Source organism: Candidatus Nitrosotalea bavarica (assembly GCF_900167955.1).
Taxonomy (GTDB): Archaea; Thermoproteota; Nitrososphaeria; order Nitrososphaerales; family Nitrosopumilaceae; genus Nitrosotalea; species Nitrosotalea bavarica.
Genome location: NZ_FUYK01000009.1, coordinates 85071 through 104805 on the forward strand (window position 1 = coordinate 85071; position 19735 = coordinate 104805).

Annotated in this window: 22 protein-coding genes and 1 tRNA gene; 11 read left to right on the top strand and 12 right to left on the bottom strand. The window is 35.3% G+C overall.

From position 1 onward, the window contains the following. Window positions 1–122: 122 nt before the first annotated feature. Both thsB and C0Q33_RS06675 read left to right on the top strand, forming a co-directional pair. Window positions 123–1817, top strand: coding sequence for a thermosome subunit beta (gene thsB, locus C0Q33_RS06670; RefSeq protein WP_101477822.1), 1695 nt, complete (start codon window positions 123–125; stop codon window positions 1815–1817). Window positions 1818–1873: 56 nt separating this feature from the next. After that, window positions 1874–2152 (top strand): hypothetical protein, encoded by a 279-nt coding sequence (locus C0Q33_RS06675; RefSeq protein ID WP_101477823.1) that lies wholly within the window; start codon window positions 1874–1876, stop codon window positions 2150–2152. On the opposite strand, the gene glnA is transcribed toward C0Q33_RS06675, so the two are convergent. Further along, window positions 2149–3609, bottom strand: coding sequence for a type I glutamate--ammonia ligase (gene glnA, locus C0Q33_RS06680; RefSeq protein WP_101477860.1), 1461 nt, complete (start codon window positions 3607–3609; stop codon window positions 2149–2151). The genes C0Q33_RS06675 and glnA overlap by 4 nt on opposite strands. A gap of 59 nt (window positions 3610–3668) precedes the next feature. Here glnA and C0Q33_RS06685 point away from each other — a divergent pair, with 59 nt between their 5' ends. Both C0Q33_RS06685 and C0Q33_RS06690 read left to right on the top strand, forming a co-directional pair. Then, a complete protein-coding gene (locus C0Q33_RS06685; RefSeq protein WP_101477861.1) occupies window positions 3669–4223 on the top strand; it encodes a DNA replication complex subunit Gins51 in 555 nt (184 codons plus the stop codon). A gap of 30 nt (window positions 4224–4253) precedes the next feature. Then, window positions 4254–4529: a hypothetical protein gene (locus C0Q33_RS06690; protein ID WP_101477824.1), complete on the top strand. Its 276-nt coding sequence runs from the start codon at window positions 4254–4256 to the stop codon at window positions 4527–4529. On the opposite strand, the gene C0Q33_RS06695 is transcribed toward C0Q33_RS06690, so the two are convergent. After that, on the bottom strand, window positions 4526–4750 hold the full coding sequence (locus tag C0Q33_RS06695) for an AN1-type zinc finger domain-containing protein (protein WP_101477825.1): 225 nt from the start codon (window positions 4748–4750) through the stop codon (window positions 4526–4528). The genes C0Q33_RS06690 and C0Q33_RS06695 overlap by 4 nt on opposite strands. A 117-nt stretch (window positions 4751–4867) precedes the next feature. Here C0Q33_RS06695 and C0Q33_RS06700 point away from each other — a divergent pair, with 117 nt between their 5' ends. The 4 genes from C0Q33_RS06700 (at window position 4868) to C0Q33_RS06715 (ending at window position 7321) form a co-directional block, all read left to right on the top strand. Beyond that, complete coding sequence (locus C0Q33_RS06700; protein ID WP_101477826.1) at window positions 4868–5608, top strand: SDR family oxidoreductase; 741 nt, start codon at window positions 4868–4870, stop codon at window positions 5606–5608. 15 nt (window positions 5609–5623) lie between these two features. Next, window positions 5624–6766: an NAD(P)/FAD-dependent oxidoreductase gene (locus C0Q33_RS06705; protein WP_101477827.1), complete on the top strand. Its 1143-nt coding sequence runs from the start codon at window positions 5624–5626 to the stop codon at window positions 6764–6766. Between the two features lie 74 nt (window positions 6767–6840). Further along, window positions 6841–6917, top strand: a tRNA-Pro gene (locus C0Q33_RS06710). Between the two features lie 95 nt (window positions 6918–7012). Continuing rightward, window positions 7013–7321, top strand: a complete 309-nt coding sequence (locus C0Q33_RS06715) for a hypothetical protein (RefSeq protein WP_101477828.1) — start codon at window positions 7013–7015, stop codon at window positions 7319–7321. Between the two features lie 35 nt (window positions 7322–7356). On the opposite strand, the gene C0Q33_RS06720 is transcribed toward C0Q33_RS06715, so the two are convergent. The 6 genes from C0Q33_RS06720 to thpR form a co-directional block, all read right to left on the bottom strand. Then, window positions 7357–9063 (bottom strand): helicase C-terminal domain-containing protein, encoded by a 1707-nt coding sequence (locus C0Q33_RS06720; protein WP_101477829.1) that lies wholly within the window; start codon window positions 9061–9063, stop codon window positions 7357–7359. A 155-nt stretch (window positions 9064–9218) separates the two neighbouring features. After that, the gene (locus C0Q33_RS06725; RefSeq protein ID WP_101477830.1) at window positions 9219–9827 is read right to left on the bottom strand and encodes a DNA-3-methyladenine glycosylase family protein; all 609 of its coding nucleotides are present in this window, start codon (window positions 9825–9827) and stop codon (window positions 9219–9221) included. A gap of 1 nt (window position 9828) precedes the next feature. Beyond that, a complete protein-coding gene (locus C0Q33_RS06730; protein WP_101477831.1) occupies window positions 9829–11187 on the bottom strand; it encodes a cation diffusion facilitator family transporter in 1359 nt (452 codons plus the stop codon). After that, window positions 11184–11951 (bottom strand): protein kinase, encoded by a 768-nt coding sequence (locus tag C0Q33_RS06735; RefSeq protein WP_101477832.1) that lies wholly within the window; start codon window positions 11949–11951, stop codon window positions 11184–11186. Before C0Q33_RS06735 ends, C0Q33_RS06730 begins: the two co-directional genes overlap by 4 nt. Continuing rightward, window positions 11923–13257 carry a CCA tRNA nucleotidyltransferase gene (gene cca, locus C0Q33_RS06740; protein ID WP_101477833.1) on the bottom strand — a complete coding sequence of 445 codons (1335 nt, stop codon included), beginning with the start codon at window positions 13255–13257 and terminating at the stop codon, window positions 11923–11925. The genes C0Q33_RS06735 and cca overlap by 29 nt, the downstream gene beginning before the upstream one ends. Beyond that, window positions 13254–13796 carry an RNA 2',3'-cyclic phosphodiesterase gene (gene thpR / locus C0Q33_RS06745; protein WP_101477834.1) on the bottom strand — a complete coding sequence of 181 codons (543 nt, stop codon included), beginning with the start codon at window positions 13794–13796 and terminating at the stop codon, window positions 13254–13256. Before thpR ends, cca begins: the two co-directional genes overlap by 4 nt. A gap of 28 nt (window positions 13797–13824) precedes the next feature. On the opposite strand from thpR, the gene C0Q33_RS06750 reads away from it, so the two are divergent. The 3 genes from C0Q33_RS06750 (at window position 13825) to C0Q33_RS06760 (ending at window position 15756) form a co-directional block, all read left to right on the top strand. After that, a complete protein-coding gene (locus tag C0Q33_RS06750) occupies window positions 13825–14418 on the top strand; it encodes an AAA family ATPase (RefSeq protein WP_245867367.1) in 594 nt (197 codons plus the stop codon). Beyond that, entirely contained in the window at window positions 14415–14819 is a 405-nt protein-coding gene (locus C0Q33_RS06755; protein ID WP_165776462.1) for an RNA-binding domain-containing protein, read from the top strand. Before C0Q33_RS06750 ends, C0Q33_RS06755 begins: the two co-directional genes overlap by 4 nt. 76 nt (window positions 14820–14895) lie before the next feature. Next, entirely contained in the window at window positions 14896–15756 is an 861-nt protein-coding gene (locus tag C0Q33_RS06760) for a hypothetical protein (protein WP_101477836.1), read from the top strand. 338 nt (window positions 15757–16094) lie between these two features. Here C0Q33_RS06760 and C0Q33_RS06765 read toward each other — a convergent pair whose 3' ends face one another. From C0Q33_RS06765 to C0Q33_RS06780, 4 genes are read right to left on the bottom strand one after another with little or no spacing between them, the layout of a single operon-like run. Further along, complete coding sequence (locus C0Q33_RS06765) at window positions 16095–16814, bottom strand: SIR2 family NAD-dependent protein deacylase (RefSeq protein WP_101477837.1); 720 nt, start codon at window positions 16812–16814, stop codon at window positions 16095–16097. A gap of 1 nt (window position 16815) precedes the next feature. Then, complete coding sequence (gene rnz / locus C0Q33_RS06770) at window positions 16816–17715, bottom strand: ribonuclease Z (protein ID WP_101477838.1); 900 nt, start codon at window positions 17713–17715, stop codon at window positions 16816–16818. Beyond that, window positions 17712–18647 carry a TRM11 family SAM-dependent methyltransferase gene (locus C0Q33_RS06775; protein ID WP_101477839.1) on the bottom strand — a complete coding sequence of 312 codons (936 nt, stop codon included), beginning with the start codon at window positions 18645–18647 and terminating at the stop codon, window positions 17712–17714. The genes rnz and C0Q33_RS06775 overlap by 4 nt, the downstream gene beginning before the upstream one ends. Continuing rightward, window positions 18648–19523, bottom strand: coding sequence for a ribose-phosphate diphosphokinase (locus tag C0Q33_RS06780; protein ID WP_101477840.1), 876 nt, complete (start codon window positions 19521–19523; stop codon window positions 18648–18650). It lies immediately after the preceding gene. Window positions 19524–19735: the final 212 nt, after the last annotated feature.

Consider the following 19735-nt stretch of genomic DNA (forward strand, 5'->3'; position numbering starts at 1 on the left):
AGTTTAAACATTTTTCCTAATTTAAAAACATCGTTCAAAATTGGTTGAAAATTATCTATTTCAAGTGTAAATGCTTTTGATCTACATAAGACATAATAAGGGAAAATCGACCTCTTGCAAATATGTCTATTCAATCTTCTGCTGGCGGTATACCAGTTATTATTCTAAAAGACGGTGCTCAACAAACCAAAGGTCGTGACGCTCAGAAGAACAATATTGCTGCAGCAAAACTGATTGCTGAAATTGTTCATTCAAGTCTTGGCCCACGAGGAATGGATAAAATGCTTGTTGATTCCTTAGGTGATGTTACAATTACAAATGATGGTGCTACTATTCTAAAAGAAATTGATGTACAACACCCAGCTGCAAAAATGCTTGTTGAGATCTCAAAAGCAACTGATAATGAAGTAGGTGACGGAACAACCTCCGCTGTAGTTCTTGCAGGTGCGTTATTAGAAAATGCCGAGTCTTTAATTTTACAAGATGTACATCCAACAATTGTCGTTGATGGTTATAGAAAAGCTGCCCAAAAAGCAGTAGAACTCTTAGAAAAGATTGCTGATAAAGTATCTCCAACTGATAAAGACGTACTTGAAAGAATCGCAAGAACATCAATGCAGACAAAACTTGTTAGAAGAGATTCTGCAAATCTAGCTGATATGATTGTAAAATCTGTACTTGCAGTTGCTGAGAAAAAAGAAGTTGGTTATCTAGTCGATATTGATGATATTAAAGTAGAAAAGAAAGCTGGTGGTTCTATCAAGGACTCTTCTCTTACCAAAGGAATAATCCTTGACAAGGAAGTTGTTCACAGTGGAATGCCAAAGAGAATTGACAATGCAAAGATTGCACTAGTCAATAACGCACTTGAGATAGACAAAACCGAGTTTGATGCCAAGATAAACATCACAAATCCACAACAGATGAAATCATTTCTTGATGAAGAACAAAGAATGATCAAAAGTATGGTAGACAAGGTAATTGCTTCAGGTGCAAATGTTTTGTTTTGCCAGAAAGGAATTGATGATATGGCGCAACATTATCTTGCAAAAGCAGGAATACTTACAGTAAGAAGAATTAAAGAAAGTGATATGACAAAACTTGCAAAAGCAACTGGAGCTAGAATGATAAGCAATCTTGATGATCTATTTGAAAAAGATCTTGGTTCTGCTGAAATAGTGGAAGAAAGAAAAATAGAAACTGATAAATGGACTTTCATTGAAGGCTGCAAACATCCAAAAGCAGTCACTCTTCTTCTAAGAGCCGGTTCTCAACGAGTAGTTGATGAAGTAGAAAGGTCAGTTCATGACGCATTAATGGTTGTAAAAGATGTAATGGAAAAACCATTCATAGTAGCAGGTGGAGGCGCTCCAGAAACTTATGCTGCAACAAAATTACGAGAGTGGGCAAAAACACTTGAAGGCAGAGAACAACTTGCAGTAGAAAAATTTGCAGATTCTTTAGAAGTAATTCCAATTACACTTGCTGAGAATGCTGGAATGGATCCAATTGATACATTGGCATCATTACGTTCAAAACAACTCAAAGGAAACAAATGGACAGGTATTGATGTTATGAAAGGTCAAGTTGCAAGTATGCATACTACTGATATCTTTGAACCACTTTCTGTCAAGATCCAAATAATTACATGCGCAACTGAATCTGCATGTATGATATTAAGAATCGATGATGTTATTGCCACTGCAAAATCTGCAGGACCACCGCCAGGAGCTGAAGGCATGGGAGGAATGGGTGGTATGGGAGGCATGGGCGGAATGGGTGGTGGTATGGGCGGAATGCCACCAATGGATATGTAATTAAAAAGTCCACATTTCTCTCAAAGGTTTATTTGACTATTCTAGATAGGAATTCTATGCAGTTAGGTGGAACTAAAATTCTAGCCGGTGCAAAATATGTTTATCTGGTAGCATTCTTTGCATTGCTTTCTGGAATGTTCTATCCTATAATCACTCACAGCAGCTGGGATATTGTAATTGTAGGAACTTTAATTCTCTTTGTAGGTCTTGCAGGAACTGTTTCTATCTATAAAGCAGCTACTGCTGAAAAGCACAAGAAAGCCTATCTCATTATAGGTTTGGTTATAACTTCACTTGCATTGTTCCTTGTGTACGGTGCAATAGGAAAAGTCTAGATATCAAAATAAAGATAGAATTCATGTGGATGAGGTCTTATTGAAACCTCATGATCATCTGCTCTTTCTACCTCAATTAGTTTATCAAGCGTTTCATTTGAGAAAACTGGTGAGAGGAACTTTCTATCACCCTCTAATTCATCAAGCGCTTCTCCCAGAGTTGCAGGTAAATCTCTGATTCCTTTTGCAATTCGTTGGGCCTTAGTCATCTTGTAGATGTCTTCGTAAACTGGATCTCCAGGATCCATCTTCTTTTTGATCCCATCTAATCCTGCTGCTTGAACTGCCGCAAATACTAGATATGGGTTAGATGATGGATCAGGAGCTCTGAATTCAATTCTCTTAATCTTGGCATAATTTTCTCCCCTGAAATGGGAAGGAATTCTAATTATTGCAGATCTATTGCTTGCACTCCATGCAATATACACTGGAGCTTCATAACCTGGAACTAATCTGTGATAAGAGTTTGTTGTAGGTGCAACAATTGCAGACAATGCTCTTGCATGATTCATAATTCCTCCACAATAGTATCTTGCTATTTGACTGACTTCTTCTTTGTCATCTTTATCAAAGAACATATTCTTATCACCTTTCCACAAGCTGACATTAGTATGCATTCCAGAACCTGCATCCATTGAGATTGGCTTTGGCATCATGGTTGCAACTTTATCATACTTTTTGGCAATGTTTCTAATAACATACTTGTAAGTCTGAGCACCATCTGCAGAATTAGTTAGAGTATCATATCTGATATCAATCTCACATTGTCCTGCAGTAGCTACTTCATGATGATGATTGTCACATAAAACTCCAAAATATTCGTTCAAGCACTCGACACAATCATTTCTAAATTCTGTTAAAGTATCAGATGGTGTACTTGGATAGTATCCTTTCTTCAATGCCATTGGGTATCCTTTTCCATCTTGGCTCCACGGTGCCTCTTTGGATTCTATTGAATATGATTGGCCTTTGTAAGGAGTAAGTACATCCCAGTTAATTTTATCAAATACAAAAAATTCTACCTCTGGACCCCAGTAACTATTGTCAAATCCTTGAGTTTTTAGATATTTTTCTGTCTTTTGAGCAATACCTCTTGGGTCAGATTCTAGTCTACCTTTATTTCTACTCCGGTATACATCACAAATCAATCTGGCCGTCTTTGAATTCTCCAACCAGGGAATTATTGCAAAAGTACTAGGATCCGGTTTTAAGACCATATCCGAGTCTTCTATTGATGCAAATCCTACAATTGAAGAACCATCTAGTTTTGGAAGCCCATCTTGCATTTGTTGAGGGGTAAATAAATTTGCAGAAATTGTGGTATGATGGAATCTACCTCTAAGACCTGTAAATTGTAAATCTATGAATTTTATCTGATCATGCTTTATTTTTGAGAAAACATCTTCAGCAGAATAAGAAACTGGTACCGGTTCTCCACCAATCACTTTATATGGCAATTTTGCACCTTGATCATAACACAAAGGGGTCTATGATTTAAGTATTGTTGGATATGGAAATGTCAGAAATAAAAATTGATGTAAATTCATTGTATGCAATTCTTCTTCGCGAAGTGGAAAACGATTCAGTTCAGGAGGTAGATCCTAATCTGTATCATAACATTGCAGAATTTCTTGGTGACCTAAAAAATCATGATTATGACGGAATAGAATCAAAGATTACTGAATCATTAGTAAAAATGATAACAGAAATGACTTCGATTCTTTTGAAGATCAGAATTGAAAAGGCAACATCTCTGGATGAAATTGATTATTCAAATTTACTTGATGAAGAGAGATTCATTTTAGATTCTGAAGATGAACTACGACAAAGAAAGGATACTATTCTCTCTGCAACATTAAATGGAAGATTAAAGCTTCTTGAGACAGTAGGACAAAATCACAGAGCTAGATCAATTGTAATTCGATTTCTCAAACCAATAGATCAGATAATGGGTACAGATTTGCAGACATACGGACCATTTGAATCAGAAGATGTTGCTACTTTACCATTTGAGAATGCACGCTCGTTAATTGAAAAGAAAGTAGCAGTAAAGGTAAGCTGGGAAGACTAGAAATTAGACAACTTTCTATTGTGATATATCATGCATAACGGAATAGATCTCGATGTATACTTTCTAATTATATTGTATCCTATTGCTGGATTATTTATAATAGAAATGATCTGGAGGGGAATCAAGATCATCCCAAATTGGATAAAACTCTTAACTCAGGCCGTGATGTGTGTAGGTTTTGGAATAGCATATCTTACAATGACTGTTGCTCATTGGCTAACAGCTGGGGTATTACTTGCCTTGGCATTTGCTCTGTTTTATCAGGCAAAACTTTCAAAACTTAATCCTAAGAAAGTAATGTATTAACTAAATTTACCAAAAATTCGCTTAATGAAACTCTGCCTACCAATTCCTTTTGTTCTTTGAATCTTTTTTTCTCCAAATTTCTTTGCTCTTATTTGGAATAACTTTACACATCTATGATCTTCTGGTAACCTATGTTCTGCACAAAACTTGTCTTTACAATAATTGCATTCAAAAGGTAAATCTTGTTTTTTTCCACAATAGGCGCAGTCAAATTGTTCCATGATTATAATTGATTAAGATACTAAATTAGTGTTCGTAAGAAAAATTACTTTCATAATGAGATATCAATTAACAAAACTTATTTACGCAAGACAGCAAGATGAAAAATAGTTTTCAATATGATAAAAGGTCATGTAGCTGTAATAACGGGTGCTAGTAGCGGAATAGGATATGCTACTGCTCTTGCTATAGCAAAAGCAGGTGCAAAAGTTGTAGTTGGCGCTAGAAGAACTGAGAAATTAGAACAACTCAAAAAAGATATTGAGAAAATTGGAGGAGAATGCATTACAGTTTCATGTGATGTAACAAAACGCATTGATTGTGAAAATTTGATTAATGCTGCTATAAAAAAATGGAATAAGGTAGATATTCTAGTAAATAATGCGGGACTAATGCCTCTGAGTTTTGTAAAGAATCTCAAAGTAGATGAATGGGAACAAATGATTGATGTAAACATTAAAGGAGTAATGTATTGCACTTCATCTGCAATCCCTCATATGATCAAGCAAAACTCTGGTCATATTGTAAACATTTCATCGATTGCTGGAAAAGTAGTTTTTCCTGCAGGTAGTGTTTATTGTGCAACTAAATTTGCAGTATGGGCTTTTAGCGAAGGACTTAGACAAGAACTATCTGTTAGAAACAACATTCGAGTTACAACAATAGAACCAGGAATAGTAGATACTGAACTTACAAATACTATTACTGACAAATCTCTTGAATCATTTGTGACACACTCAAAAGCAATTCAATCTCTTAAAGCTGAAGATATTGCAAATTCTATAATGTTTGCACTTGAATCTCCTCCTCACATGAATGTAAATGAAATTGCAATTAGACCTACTACACAAGAAAAGTAGTTTTGATACATTACCATGAGACCAATTAATGTTATAATTCTAGGAGGAGGCTTTGGAGGTCTTGCTGCAGCAAACGAATTACGAGAGAATATTCCTCAAGATGTACGAATTATAATAATTGATAGAAAAGACTGGTTCATGATGGACCTTGTGAAACTTTGGATAATTAATGGTACAAGAGAATTTGAATTATCTAAAAGGCCACTAGAGAGTGTCACAAAGAAAGGTATTGAGTTTGTAAATGAAGATGTAATGAAGATAGATCCAATTGGAAAATTAATCCGAACAAAATATAGACAATTTCATTATGATTTCTTGATAATAGCACTAGGTGTTGAACTTGCACCAGAGAAAATTCCAGGTCTTAAAGAAAACAGTCTCATTCTTTATGATATCAATGATGTCCCAAAAATTAGAGATACCCTAAGACAAATGAAATCAGGCAAGATTGCAATTGCAATTACTGGTCTTCCATACAAGTGTCCCCCTGCTCCATTTGAAGCTGCTCTTCTGATCAGGTCTGTTCTTGAAGAAACAGGAGCAAGTGATTCTGTTACAATTGATTTCTACAGCCCAACACCAATTACACTTCCTGCAGGAGGACCACAGGTAAGCGAAGAAATATTTCAAATCCTAAAATCCAAAAAGATAGAGTTTCATGGAAATCACAAAACCGTAGCGGTTGAACCTAATAAAATAAAATTTGAAAATTCTGAGACAAGTTTTGATGTTTTGATTGCTGTTCCTCCCCATAAGGTTCCCTCAGTTGTAATAGAATCTGGCTTTGCAGAAAATGGAAAGTTTGTAGAGGTGACTAAAACTTGCGAAACAAAATATGAACGTGTATACGCAATAGGAGATGTAAATCAAATAATGGTAACAGACAAGATTGCAGTGCCAAAAGCAGGAATTTTTGCTGAAGCAGAAGGAGTAACAGTTGCAAGAAACATCATTTCACAAATACAAAATGAATTGGAACGTGCAATCTTTGATGGAAAGGGGGGATGCTTTTTGGAAACTGGAAAAGGAACTGCTGGATATCTTCAAGTTGATATGTTTGCAACTCCAGATCCACTAACCCAATTACAATCTTCATCAACAGAACACTTTTCAGAAAAAGAAAAGTTTGAGCAAGAAAGATTGAAAAAATGGCTTTAGATTTTCAATTTCAAAATTCTTTACTACAATTCAATCCCACAATTTAATAATTTCAACAATAGCCAGCACCTTGAGGGGCCGTAGTCTAGCTTGGTATGATACTAGCCTGGGGTGCTAGAGGTCGCCGGTTCAAGTCCGGCCGGCCCCACCATGAGACAAATCATGAGATTTTGTCATTATTTACAATCTACTTACTAATGTCAATTTGTCAAGCCATTTTTTGTAGAATTATACATGTAACTAGTCATGGGTAAAAGAAAATTCACTATTGACCTTGGTGATGAGAAAATTGAGGTAGAAGGACATCAACACAAAAATGTTGCAATCAAATATCTCATGAAGCGACGAAGATCTCTTCTTATGACAAGAGACAAAGAAAAGGTAGAGAAACTCTTTGAAGCTGTACCAAAAACAATTTCAATAGTGGGTGGTCACCTGATTAAATCTTACAAGATAAACTGGGAAAGAGAAGGAACAACAGAATTTGAAGGTTCTAGATTTGTCTTTACCTTAACTGATCTACCCGACAAATCTGTACAAATAGTTGCAAATTAATTTCCCATTTGAGCCTTTTTTGAATTAGAATTTTTTTACAATGTAGATTTTATACTTGAAGCATAACTTGGAAATCCCAATACATCCTGATACGCTTTCGGAATCATCTGTTTTGATTGCATCAAAAGATCACTTGCAGCAGAGTCAAGAACATATGTAACAGCCCAATCCTCTTCGCTTCGTATAGATCGTCCAAAGCCCTGTAGCAACTTTGTTAATGTCTGAGACTTGTACCATAAGGGAAATTTTTGCATCTTAATCTTAGTTCGTTTCTCACTTAGATTTGGGTATGGCACTTTTGCTATTATCTGAAACCTGGACAAGTCATCTTTTAAATCAACTCCTTCCCACAACGATGATGAAAGCAATACTCCGTCTTCATCAAAAGAATGTTCTTGTAATATCTCATCTTGGGTCATTCCATTCTCATTTCTACTGTGACAGATTCTAATTCGATGCCTATTTTTCTCAGAAAGATTGTTTTTTATATCAAAACATCTCTTCTCTGAAGAAGTAAGTATCAATCCTCTTTCATCAGCATGTTGTGACATGATATCATCAATTTTTTTAATGACAGCAAGTTCATCATCTTTACTTGCAGAATAACTCAGTTTTTTTGTATTAAGAAAATTAATTCTTCTTTTGTCTGGAGCAAAGGGAGATCTTGGAGTGTCTACAAATCCAACCTCTGATGGTTCAAGTCCAGCATTTTCACAAAAACTAGCCTTGTCTATTGTAGCTGACATGAATACTTGATGCTCTATGTCAAAGAAAGTCTTGACATATTTTGAAATGTCCAGCGGTTTAATTGAAACTGACCTGAAATTTCCTCTTTCATCGTTGAAGGGATCATTTACCACAAAATTATTCTTGTTTGAAAATATTTCTGCATGAGAATTTGCCATCTTTTCATATCTAGATTCTAACTTGGAAAGCAAAACATAATCAGGGTTTAGCATAAACGATCTACTTTCCTGCAAATCAAGGATTTGTTTTGAGTATGATCTTGCTAAATCATCAAGCAACTGTATTATCATGCCGATGTCTCCTAGATCGTATGTTTTTACATCTATGCCGCACTCGGAAAGATATCCATTATAGATATCAACTCCTATGAACTGAATTATCTGGTCTTCTACTTTATGAGCTTCATCAAAAATTGCTATTGGTTTTGAGACATATTCAGCATAGGCTTTTCTATTGAACTTCATCAGTTGAAAATATGATGCATAATTCCAGATTGAATGGGGCGAAGTTAATGCACGATATTTTTGTTCATAATAATGACAAAACTCCTTGGTGATATCCTCTGGTTCCCCAAGTTTTGGCTTGAAGCTGCAAACCTCCTTGACTTTTTTTCCATTCTTCATTGTTGTTTCTTCACAAAGACCCTTTTCACAAGTGAGACCTTTCTGAATTGCGCTTTTTGTATCTGATTTGTCCATTGATTCCTGATCCATTAGTTTCAGGCAAGCAAAATTTGATTTTCCCTTTACAGGCATTAGAAATTTTAGGTCTTTAGAATACTGATCTTGTAATTGTTTAGAAGCAGTAACTATGAAGGAACTACCATAATATCTTGCCAGGGTTGCCGCAATCAAAGATTTTCCAACTCCAGTTGGCGCTGACAGGATGATTGTCTTGAATCCTGACTTGAGTTGTTGTTCTATTCCTTGCAAGATCTCTCTTTGTATTTCTCTTGGTTTGAATTCCTCTGGAAAGTGTTCAAGAACTGTAGTCATATTAATTCAGGTTGATAAAACATTGAAGAAACAATACTTAATCGCTTGTTTTGACAAATAACCTAACAATTGGTAAAAACTTTGTCAGTTTGATAGATTATAATTTTAATTCTATCTGATTAAACAGTGATATCATAATTTTATCTCATAAATAATCATCCAATTTTATTGAACTTTTGCTGACTCTTCCAGAGATACCAAGTTGCAATAGTTCTATATGGTTTCCATCTCTCTCCTAATTTTTCAACCTCTTTTGGTTTTGGAATCTCAGACAAAGAAAATAATATTTGAACTCCTTTTCTCAAACCAAGATCATCAACAGGAAAAACATCCTGTCTTCCCAAGGAAAAAATGAGAAATATCTCAGCTGTCCATCTACCTATTCCCTTAACCTGAGTTAGATGAGTAATTACGTCCTCATCATTCATTTTTGAAAGCGATTTCATGTTTAATTTCCCTTCTTCTACATGTCTTGCTAAATCCTTTAGATATTCGATCTTCATACCTGAAAGACCAACTGTACGAAGCTTTGATTTTCTTGTAGAGAGAACTTCAGATGCTGTTGGGAATTTTGGATATAGTTTTTTGAATCTCTTAAAAATTGCTTCTGCTGCACTAGTTGCAATCTGTTGAGAGATTATGGATTCTATAAGGGTAGAAAAATGGTGATTTTTTTGCTTCAATTTGTAATTGCCAACACTATCGATAATGACAGCTAATTGTGGATCCTTTTGAAGAAATTCTACTGCATCCTCAATTGTCATACTAGCTTGGCTCTGGATGTATAGTGACTATGGCATTTTTTATCTGATTTTTTATTTTGCCTTCTATCTCTGAGACTATATCATGAACTTCCTCAATTGTAAGATCTTTTTCAAATGAACAATCAATATCAATCTTGAATATATCCTGTAGATGTAATGTTATTACTCGACCAACTTTTTTTACTTTGGGATATTCTTTTATTATATTGGTAACTTGTTCTTCTATTGTAATATCTTCAATAGGAATGCTATTTGGAATTGAAACATATGGTTCAAGATGAATAGTAATGTGATTGACATTTGCAACCGCTTTCTTTATTTGAGATTCTATTTCATCGGATACACCATGGGCATCTTCAAGTGACATGTTTCTGTCAACCATTACATGCAAGCTTATGAAGATCCCATTTTCTGCAGAAAAAGAGTTTACATTATGAATTCCTTTTACTCCCTTTACTGAAGTTGAAACATTATTTATGATATAATCTGCAGGTACATCTTTCCAAGTTGGCTTGAAGTTAATAGTTACGTTAGAATTTGCAATAGCATTTTTGATATTCTTTTCCACATTAGCACTAATTTTATGCGCTTCTTCAAAACTAGAAGCAGCACTTAGTGATATTGTAATTTCTGTAAAGATATCACTACCTGATCTGCGTATCTGAACAGATTCTGTCCTCATTACTCCAGCTGTATTGTTTACAATGTCATGTACTCTTCTGACCATATTTGCAGGAACGGCATCTGTTAGTTCAAGACCGCTCTTGTGAATTAGCTTCAAACTCAATGTAGCAAGCAAAGCTCCCAAAATTAATGCTGCAATATAGTCTCCTTGGTAAAATCCCATGATTACAAATACAATTCCAACCAAGGCAACAGAAGTGGCACCCATATCCATGAGGGCATGATAAAGGTCTACTCTGAGCGAAGAACCCTCTATTTTCTCAAGAGCTCTTCTTAGAATTACTATCCTAAAGAAGATAGATCCTAGAGTATAGGCTGCTGCTATGATTGCAAGAACTCCTGGCAAAACCTCTGGCTTTGGTTCCTGGAATCTTGATATTGACTCATAAATGAAAAACGATGAAATAATGAGAATTATGATTCCTGCAACAAAACTTCCCATTGTCTCAATTTTTCCATGACCGTAAGTGTGCTCCCTATCTGGTGGTTTTGTAGACCATTTTGCAGCAACAAGCAAAATCACAGTTACAATAGAATCCAATATCGCATGAACACTATCTGTGATAAGGGCTAGACTGTTAGAATAAATTCCAATCAAAAATTCTACTGCAAAAGCAGAAAGTATTACTAAAAGAGAAATCTTTAGTGCATTTGTCTTGATGTCTTGTAAACTCAACTCTTGTCTAACCCCAGCATCTTTAAGATTTGATCAAAATTCTCTCTTGACTGTTCATGCTTGTATTTTTTTAGAGGGTCTATCAATTTTTTCTTGTTTGGTATTTTTATAATATTTTTAACAACACTTGAAAGAGCAGATCCTATGAATATAGATTGAGTGGCTGATGTAACGTTTGAAGTTCTTCTATTTGTACTCCCACTTTCAAAATCAATTATGCATGGAGATTCTCCTACAATTACATGTTTGTGGATGTAGCTCAGCTCTCCATGATCAAGATGAATTGTATCCAAAGTATGGCAATCTTCTAGAACTTGTCTTACAATTGACTTTAGCTTTGCGGCACTACCCCTACCCTTTAGCTCTCTAACCCAATCAGTTATTTTCTGACCCACTACATAATCCATAATTATGAAATTCTTGCTGCTATCTATCAGCTTTGGACCTACGTTTACTTTGTTTGCAAGCTTTAGAAGTTTTGCTTCACTCTTCATTTCTGACCTGCTAGAATCTATTCTACGAATCTTCAGAGCTACATCTTTCTTGTGCAATTTTGACAAGACTACAACTCCCACGTAGCCTTTGCCTAAGACATGAATATTATTTAGAATCGTCTCACCTTGAAATGATACTGCTGTAACTCCAAGTTTTTTAAGCTCGGCATGTCTCTTTGTAAGTTCGCCCTTTGTAGCCTTTGGATATCCTAAGATGAGAGAATATGGTTCTTTGACAAGCTTACTTATTGGAACCAAAGATGAGTTCATTGGTAGAGGTTAACTCAGCCAGAGCCTTTTTAATGGATTTGCTTGTCACCTGATGACCCTCTAGTACCTTAAAGCCACGCTTCATGTCTGGAATTATTCCGTTTGGAATACCAGCTTTTGAGAGATTCTTCTTTAAAAGAGACTGCAAGAATTTTTTTGCGTCATAAAACTCTCTTTCTTGCAACGACAAAATCCTTCCATTATCATCAATCCATGTTAACTTGTTCTTGGAATTTCGCAAAATAAAGCTCTCTGATTCTGATCTTCTAAATACATCAGGACCATTCTTAACCATGGATTTTTCAATTACTGGTGAATGTAATAGGAAAAGCATTGCAGCCTCTGATTTTTCATCTGTTATGGCACTCTTGCGTAATACTTGAAATCCTCCAAGCTCAAGCTGACCTGAAAGAGCTGTTGCTCCTCTTTTTGCTTGGCCCCAAATTATATCTGGGCTTCTATGTTTATAATCAAACTTGACAACTATGATATTTTTTAGATTCTTTGTGTTTGGAAATGATTTTTTTCCATTGAAAAATACCAGTGATGGTTTTTTTAGATAAGCCCTTGCAGCAAGTATGAATCTTCCAAAATTTTGCGCAGAAATTGCTGTACCTAGATTTCTGTTACTATCAATGGGATCTATCAATATCAGGGCAGTTTCAAATTTCTTTGTGGGACTTCCTATTATTTGTCCTTCAGTAAAGTTTGCTGCTGCCTCTAGAACCTTAATGAAACTACCATAATGATAAATCAAAACCTCTGCAACATATCCTCCAAATCCTTCCGTGGCTATTTCTGCACCATAGATATCTACTCCTATTAGAAACTTTTTGAGTAGCCTTACCTCGTTCTTTTTTTCATCATCTAATTTTTCAAGTATGAATTTGGTGTGAAAAGAAGATCTATCTGCGGCACTCTTCCATTGTCCATTTTCTACGTCATAACAAGGAACAACGTTTACTTTGGTATTTTCTGCTTCTGCCTCAACGTACGGATGTTCAGAATATCTTACATATGGTTTGTATTTTTTCATGGAATCAAAACCAATCTTTCTGCCAATTTCTTCAAACTGCTTTTCTTCTATTTCTTTTTTCATTTTAACAAAAATATCAAGATCCAATTTGCCTTTGAGCCATGTTCCCTTTGCATATGACCCACCAAGCTCAACCAGAGTAACCTCTGGATATTTTGCAGCTTCTTTCTTTACAAGTTCGACTAGATTATTTGAAAGCACTTGCATTTTCTCTTTTTCTTGTTTTGTGGGAATTGATGCATTCCTAGCTTGTTCCAAAATGTTTCTCATTTTGCTAAAATCACCTGTAAATCAGAGTATATGGGGCCATTTGGAGTTAAGATGCTTTGCTTCAACTTTAACTCTGTTATTACTTCTTTACCTAAATAATCAACTGTCTTGAATTTTTCTAGAGTTTGTGAAATATCATCTACTTTGTTTTTAATTCTAAATATTGTAAGATGCGGCTTGAAAGGTTTGTCTGATTTGAATCCCAACGGCTCTAGTTTTTTTCCTACTTGGGTAGCAAGATCAATTAATTGCTCTGATGCTACTTTATCCACTCCTATCCAAATAACACGTGGAAATCTTGGATTTGGAAATGCACCTATATGGGTAAATTTTATCTCGATCGGTTTGAATGAAATTGAAGATAACTCTTTTTTCACATTTTCTGCAGTCTTTTCATCAATCTCACCTAAGAAAAGTAATGTGAAATGCATATTCTGTTTATTTACAGGAGTTGCTTTTATCATAAAATCTGATTGAATTTTGGTGATTGCATTTAGTATTTCCTCATTATGAATTTCAACGGCGATAAAAGTACGCATTATTGGAATTCAGATTATAGTATCTATAATGATTTCCGGTAGCTTCATAGACTGGAAGATGAAGTTTGTGAGTGTGTCTAAACTTATCATATGTCTCACAGGAATGCCTGGTGCAGGAAAAACCACAATAGCAGAGGGTCTGAAATCAAAGGGCTTTGATAAAATTACAATGGGAGATGCTGTAAGAGTAGAAGCTACGCGAAGAAAAATAGAGCCTACCGGATCAAATCTTGGAAAACTCATGATTGAGCTACGAGAAAAAAATGGCCCAGGTGCTGTGGCAGAATTAATAATAGATGATATTAAAAATTCAAAATCTGTTGTTGTACTAGTGGATGGAGTTAGATCACTTGCAGAAGTTAATATTTTAAAAAAAATTGGTACAGTAAAAATTCTTGCCATACATGCATCTGGAGATATTAGATACAAGTTTCTCACAGAAAGGGGTAGAACTGATGCACCATCTGACCGTGATGATTTTACAAAAAGAGACTCTAGAGAAATTGGAGTTGGTATGAGTGAATCGATTGCTCTTGCAGATGAAACAATCTCTAATAACAATATGACAATTGAAGAGCTTGTTGATACTGCATATCATGTCATAAAAGGTTGGATGAATTGAGAATTCCAAAAGTTGCTTGCAAGATTGAAGTCTATGCAACAGTTAATCCTTCAGAAGATCCAGCCAAGGTAAGACTTGCAGTATCAAAAGTTATCCAAAGTAACGATTTTCAGTATAAAGAAGGAAGCATAAAGGCCACTTCAAATGAACTTGAATCCCTCTTGAAAATTCAAGAGACAATTAAAAAAAATCGAGCTAATCGAATTTACCGAAGGCAAATGCGGTATAATACAAAGGGCGATACCACTTGGTTCTATCTCAATAAACAGGCAGCCTATGTTGATGTTATAGCAATATGCGAAGAATCAGAAGAATCTGCCATGGGCCCAATCAAGGTAATCATCCATTCTAAGGATCTTGACAAAATATCTAATTGGCTAGCTCCTGAGATTGTAGAATAACTGGATAAATTTATCACATTTACTCAAATAGTATACATTTCTACTTTTTTATGAAAATCCCAAGACAAACAATCGTTTGATAGGCAAATTAATCATAATTGGTATTATAGCGGTCACATTAATTATTTTGATACCTAATTCATCAAAGATCTTTCAAACTGAGCCGGCACTTAAGACAGTCAAGGAAAAAATTGATAATATCACTAGTAATCCATATGTCGTCAATGCTTCTAAATCAGCAGAAATTAAGGCGATAAGTGTAGGTGAAAAACTCGTCAATGCTAATTCTACTGGAACATCCACAAGTACAAACTCTAGTTCTTTGAATAATAATACCCCTACTACTGTTAACCAGCTTCCTTCACAATATGTAAACCAACAAAACTACACCGGTCAAGTTTTTGAAAAGACTGGTGATACATGTGAAATTTCTGTTCCTGAAATGGCTCAAGTTATAAACGGACAGACAGAACTTACCCACATAATTCAATTTGGTCAATGTTCACTAAATGTTGGTGATCCTGTACAAGTTACAACACTTACAGCAAAACCTGATGCTCCAGCAGTAAATCCTTCAAGTGGGTTACAAATAACTCCATATTCCAAAGTTGCTGGTACATCTTTACCGACTTTACCAAATTACTATAATGTGGTTCAACTAACTACAACAAACCAAGGAAACAATACAATGTTAAATTTTGATGATTCATCTGGACAGACAAAATCGGTAATTGTCACAATGAGAAACAACTCTACTATTTTATTTACTGGTACTTTTTATTCTTCAAAATTCACAACTGAAGTTAAAGATGTTCCAAACACACCACACTTGATTGAAATGACTATAGATAATGCCATTTATGGAACCTTACATGCTTCTGCATATGCTCCTTCAAATGCACAAAACTCTACTATGACTGGCATATTATCACAATAAATCATAACTAAATTCAATGCTATTTTTTAAAATTTTATAAAATATGAAAAGGTGTAACGGCGTGACCCTGTATAGGCAAAAGCTTTCTCTTGCCATTCGTACATTTTTTTGTACTTAACTATATACCATTTTTCGCAGGGTCACGCAAACTCATTTGCCAGAATTTGCATCTTTCTGCATTATTTCTTATACGTCTTCATCTTATTTAATAATTAGTATGATTTATTACATAAATATACTTTAATCTTTATAATTTATCATCATCTATCAACGAATAAAGAATATTTCCTATCAACTTTATGAAATTAATCTAAAATTTACATAAAATTAGAAATTGCCTATTCTGATATAGTGCTGACTAGAACTGGAAGAGTACTTGCCGCAGATGATCTTAGGGAAATATCCATGCTTGATGACATTGGTGTCTGCTCAATATTTACTTCGATCATTGTCGCACCATTTTGTTTGGCATATACAGGCAAGAGATTAGCTGGCGATACAGCAAGCGAAGTTCCAACAACAACCATCACATCACAAGAACTAGCCTGTTCTATTGCAGACTTCCATACATCCTGTGGAAGTGATTCTCCAAACCAAACAACATCCGGTCTTAACATGTTTCCACACTTGCATAGTGGAGGAAGTTGTGAAAAACTAGATACTATCTTATCCTTGAAATCACAAACAGTGCATTTTATTGTAATGATACTACCATGTAGTTCATAGACTCTGGTACTTCCTGCCCTCTGGTGTAGTCCATCAATATTTTGAGTCAGTACAGAAACTTGTTTGTATTTTTCAAGTTCTGCTATTGCAGTATGCCCAGGATTTGGATTTGCAGCAAGTATGTTCTTTCTTCTTTCTTCATACCACTCCCAAACAAGCTTTGGATCTTCATAAAATGCATCTATTGTTGCAAGTTTCATTGGGTCATATTTTCTCCAAAGGCCATCTTTTCCACGAAATGTGGGAATTCCACTCTCTTGAGAAATTCCAGCTCCTGTAACAAATACAATTTTTTCTGCTTTCTTTAATTGGTTTGATATTTTTTCAAACATTTCACTTGATGTTAACTTCTAAAAGATCCTTTGCTGCAATTACTGAATCATGAATTGTCTTTGCTTCATTGACAAGCTCTTTGACATCTTCATATCTTGCTGAAAAATGTGTCAAGATTAAATTGGAAACTCTAGCTCTTTTTGCAAGTTCTGCTGCTTCCTTTGCAGTAGAATGATAATTTTCTTTTGCTTTATCCCTTAGTGTATCTGAATAAGTAGAATCAAATGTAATATAATCACAATCTTTGAAAAATTCCTCAAGCTTCTGGGTAGGTCTTGTATCTCCTGATATGCCAATCTTCTTGCCTTTTCGTTTCTCTCCCATGACATCTGAGGGCTTGATTGTCTTGTCTCCTATCTTGATTTCAGTATCATTTTGAAGTTCATGCCAAAGTTTTCCCTCTGGAATGCCCAATTCCTTGGCCTTTTGTGGATAAAACTTGCCAGGCTTGTCTTTTTCAGTAAAGAGATAGGAATACGCCGGAATCGAGTGCTCTGCTTCACAGACATGAACGCTATACGTAGAGTCTTCAAAGACTAGTCCCTCCTTTATCCTAATTATTCTGATAGGAAAAGTTAGACCAAAATTTAGTATCTTAAGATTTGCTGCAATAAATTCCTCAATTCCTGTTGGACCATAGATATCAACAGACTCTGTTCTATTTTGTAATGACATTGTCTGCAATAGACCTAAAATTCCAACACAATGGTCTCCATGCAAATGTGTCACAAATATTTTCATTTTTTTATTCCAGCCAATCTTTGATTTTTGAAATGCAATTTGAGCACCCTCTCCTGCATCAAACATCAAAATCTCTCTGTCTAATACAAGACAAATGCAAGTCATGCCTCGTTCAGCAGTTGGCTGTGCGGCCGATGTTCCCAAAAATACTAGTTTCATCTTACAGCAATAACCCTCGTCAGGCTCTTATGCCTATAGATCTCGTATTTCTTTGCTTTGTTCATTTCTTCTACATCTAGACCTTTTTTGTACACTATTACAAGCTTTTTTCTCTTTGGTAATATGGAAACAAAATCCTTGATTAGTTTCTTTGGAGAGACAGATGCCCTTGATGCAATTCCATAAGGAAGATCTGTTACTATTGCATCTATTGTACCCTTGAGATTTTGTATTTCATTGTAGCCAGAATTTATCACCTTTGACTTGAATCCATTTGCAGCAAGATTTTTTCTAGTTATATCACACATTAATGGATCAAAATCAATTCCAATGGATTTCATTCCCATTGACTCTGCTTGCAGCAAAATTGTTCCAGTACCACAAAAGGGATCACAAAGTGTTTTTCCTTCTTTTAGCTGTGAAAGGTTTACAATGCATCTGCTAAGCTTCAAGTCTAATTCATGAGGATGCTTGATTGCCTTTATCGGTAGTTTTGGCTCAATTTTTACGTCTGCATAGCCGATATACTGCTCTGAATCTGTAATGATGAGATATACTGTAAGATGAGGATTTGATAGTGATACCTTGGAGCCCCATCTATTTTTGAGCACTTGTCCTGCTTGTCTTTCTAATAAAGACGGACTAAGCTTTCTTGATGACAAATTTATTGTTCTACAAACAAATGACACAGGTTTTGGTATGGGCGGATCAATCTTTGATATGTCATCAAAAGTATCTACAATGTTTCCAGAATTTCTGACAAATGTTGCTCTGCTTGCAATTTTTTTCCATGACACTTTAGATTTTAGTATAACCAGTCTTGATTCTGAGCTTGAACTTGTTTTAGGATCATAGATTTTTGATATTGAAATGACTTCATCTCTTGCAAGGTCTTCATATTGACCTGGTAATACAAAGAAGCTTTGTAACATTCAGACTATAGCCTTTACAATAATTGATGAGACATCTACAACAGATGTCTTACTTGGTATGGTATTGGTGCTGATTATTTTTGTTACTCCAGCTTTTATTATATTTTTTTCTGCATCTCCAATTAGTAAAGCATGTGTACAACAAGCATAAATTTTTCCACTTTTTTGTTTCTTTAAAAATTCTGCTGCTTTTACAATACTGCCTCCAGTACTTATCATGTCATCAACTAGAATAATGTCTCGTCCTTTTACTCCATCATGTTTTTTTGTCTTGATCTCTACTTTACCAGTTTTTTTGTCCCGATGTTTTTCTAGAGCAATAAAATCAACACCAAGAAGATTTGCAAAATTTCTAGCCCTTTCTATTCCTCCCTTGTCTGGTGATACCACAAGAGGATTGTTGAGTGACAGTTTTTTGAAATACTTGACCAATTCTTCTACTGCACTGACATTTTTTGCAGGAATCTGTAGTTGTTTTAATGCAGTAATACTGTGAATATCTACAACAATTATCTTGGTTGCACCAGCCGCCTTGAACATCTTTGCAACAAGTTCCATGGTAATTATTTCACCAGGCAGAAATTGTCTGTCTTGCCTTGCATATCCCATGTATGGGATTACTGCATAAACTTGAGAAGAATAAGATCGTGCTTGTGAGACAATAGCTAAACTATGAATTAGATTAGAATCAACTGGGGGATAAATTGACTGGACCACTATTATTTTCCCCTCTGGCTTGTCCTTGAGGGTAATCTTGCTTTCTCCATCTGGGAATACTCGTAATTCACATCTTACAAACTTTGATTTTAATCTAGAAGCTATTCTTTTTGCTAGTTGTTCTGAAGATGGGCCTCCAATAACTGTAAAAGCAGTCATCAATCAAATCGAGGCTTGGGCTATTCTTAAGTTTTGAGGAGATGTAGGCAGCACTATAGATTTTGCACTTAAAAATAGTGGGGGAATATAGACAAGAATTTTTTTGTAACCCATACTTCCAGTGATACGAGAATCCTGACGAAAGATACCAATTTCAGGTTCTGTCAAGATGACTGGTGATCAATAGTTTTCTTGACACCGGTAAGACCATG

What these genes read in the sequence shown, in the direction of transcription:
- C0Q33_RS06690 (WP_101477824.1), top strand. Translation starts at nt 4,254, where the DNA reads ATGCATAACGGAATAGATCTCGATGTATACTTTCTAATTATATTGTAT.
- C0Q33_RS06700 (WP_101477826.1), top strand. Translation starts at nt 4,868, where the DNA reads ATGATAAAAGGTCATGTAGCTGTAATAACGGGTGCTAGTAGCGGAATA.
- C0Q33_RS06780 (WP_101477840.1), bottom strand. Translation starts at nt 19,523, where the DNA reads ATGACTGCTTTTACAGTTATTGGAGGCCCATCTTCAGAACAACTAGCA.
- C0Q33_RS06775 (WP_101477839.1), bottom strand. Translation starts at nt 18,647, where the DNA reads ATGTTACAAAGCTTCTTTGTATTACCAGGTCAATATGAAGACCTTGCA.
- C0Q33_RS06685 (WP_101477861.1), top strand. Translation starts at nt 3,669, where the DNA reads ATGTCAGAAATAAAAATTGATGTAAATTCATTGTATGCAATTCTTCTT.
- C0Q33_RS06695 (WP_101477825.1), bottom strand. Translation starts at nt 4,750, where the DNA reads ATGGAACAATTTGACTGCGCCTATTGTGGAAAAAAACAAGATTTACCT.
- thsB (WP_101477822.1), top strand. Translation starts at nt 123, where the DNA reads ATGTCTATTCAATCTTCTGCTGGCGGTATACCAGTTATTATTCTAAAA.
- cca (WP_101477833.1), bottom strand. Translation starts at nt 13,257, where the DNA reads ATGAGAAACATTTTGGAACAAGCTAGGAATGCATCAATTCCCACAAAA.
- rnz (WP_101477838.1), bottom strand. Translation starts at nt 17,715, where the DNA reads ATGAAACTAGTATTTTTGGGAACATCGGCCGCACAGCCAACTGCTGAA.
- C0Q33_RS06735 (WP_101477832.1), bottom strand. Translation starts at nt 11,951, where the DNA reads ATGAACTCATCTTTGGTTCCAATAAGTAAGCTTGTCAAAGAACCATAT.
- C0Q33_RS06715 (WP_101477828.1), top strand. Translation starts at nt 7,013, where the DNA reads ATGGGTAAAAGAAAATTCACTATTGACCTTGGTGATGAGAAAATTGAG.
- C0Q33_RS06720 (WP_101477829.1), bottom strand. Translation starts at nt 9,063, where the DNA reads ATGACTACAGTTCTTGAACACTTTCCAGAGGAATTCAAACCAAGAGAA.
- C0Q33_RS06765 (WP_101477837.1), bottom strand. Translation starts at nt 16,814, where the DNA reads ATGTTTGAAAAAATATCAAACCAATTAAAGAAAGCAGAAAAAATTGTA.
- C0Q33_RS06750 (WP_245867367.1), top strand. Translation starts at nt 13,825, where the DNA reads ATGATTTCCGGTAGCTTCATAGACTGGAAGATGAAGTTTGTGAGTGTG.
- C0Q33_RS06725 (WP_101477830.1), bottom strand. Translation starts at nt 9,827, where the DNA reads ATGACAATTGAGGATGCAGTAGAATTTCTTCAAAAGGATCCACAATTA.
- C0Q33_RS06675 (WP_101477823.1), top strand. Translation starts at nt 1,874, where the DNA reads ATGCAGTTAGGTGGAACTAAAATTCTAGCCGGTGCAAAATATGTTTAT.
- C0Q33_RS06705 (WP_101477827.1), top strand. Translation starts at nt 5,624, where the DNA reads ATGAGACCAATTAATGTTATAATTCTAGGAGGAGGCTTTGGAGGTCTT.
- thpR (WP_101477834.1), bottom strand. Translation starts at nt 13,796, where the DNA reads ATGCGTACTTTTATCGCCGTTGAAATTCATAATGAGGAAATACTAAAT.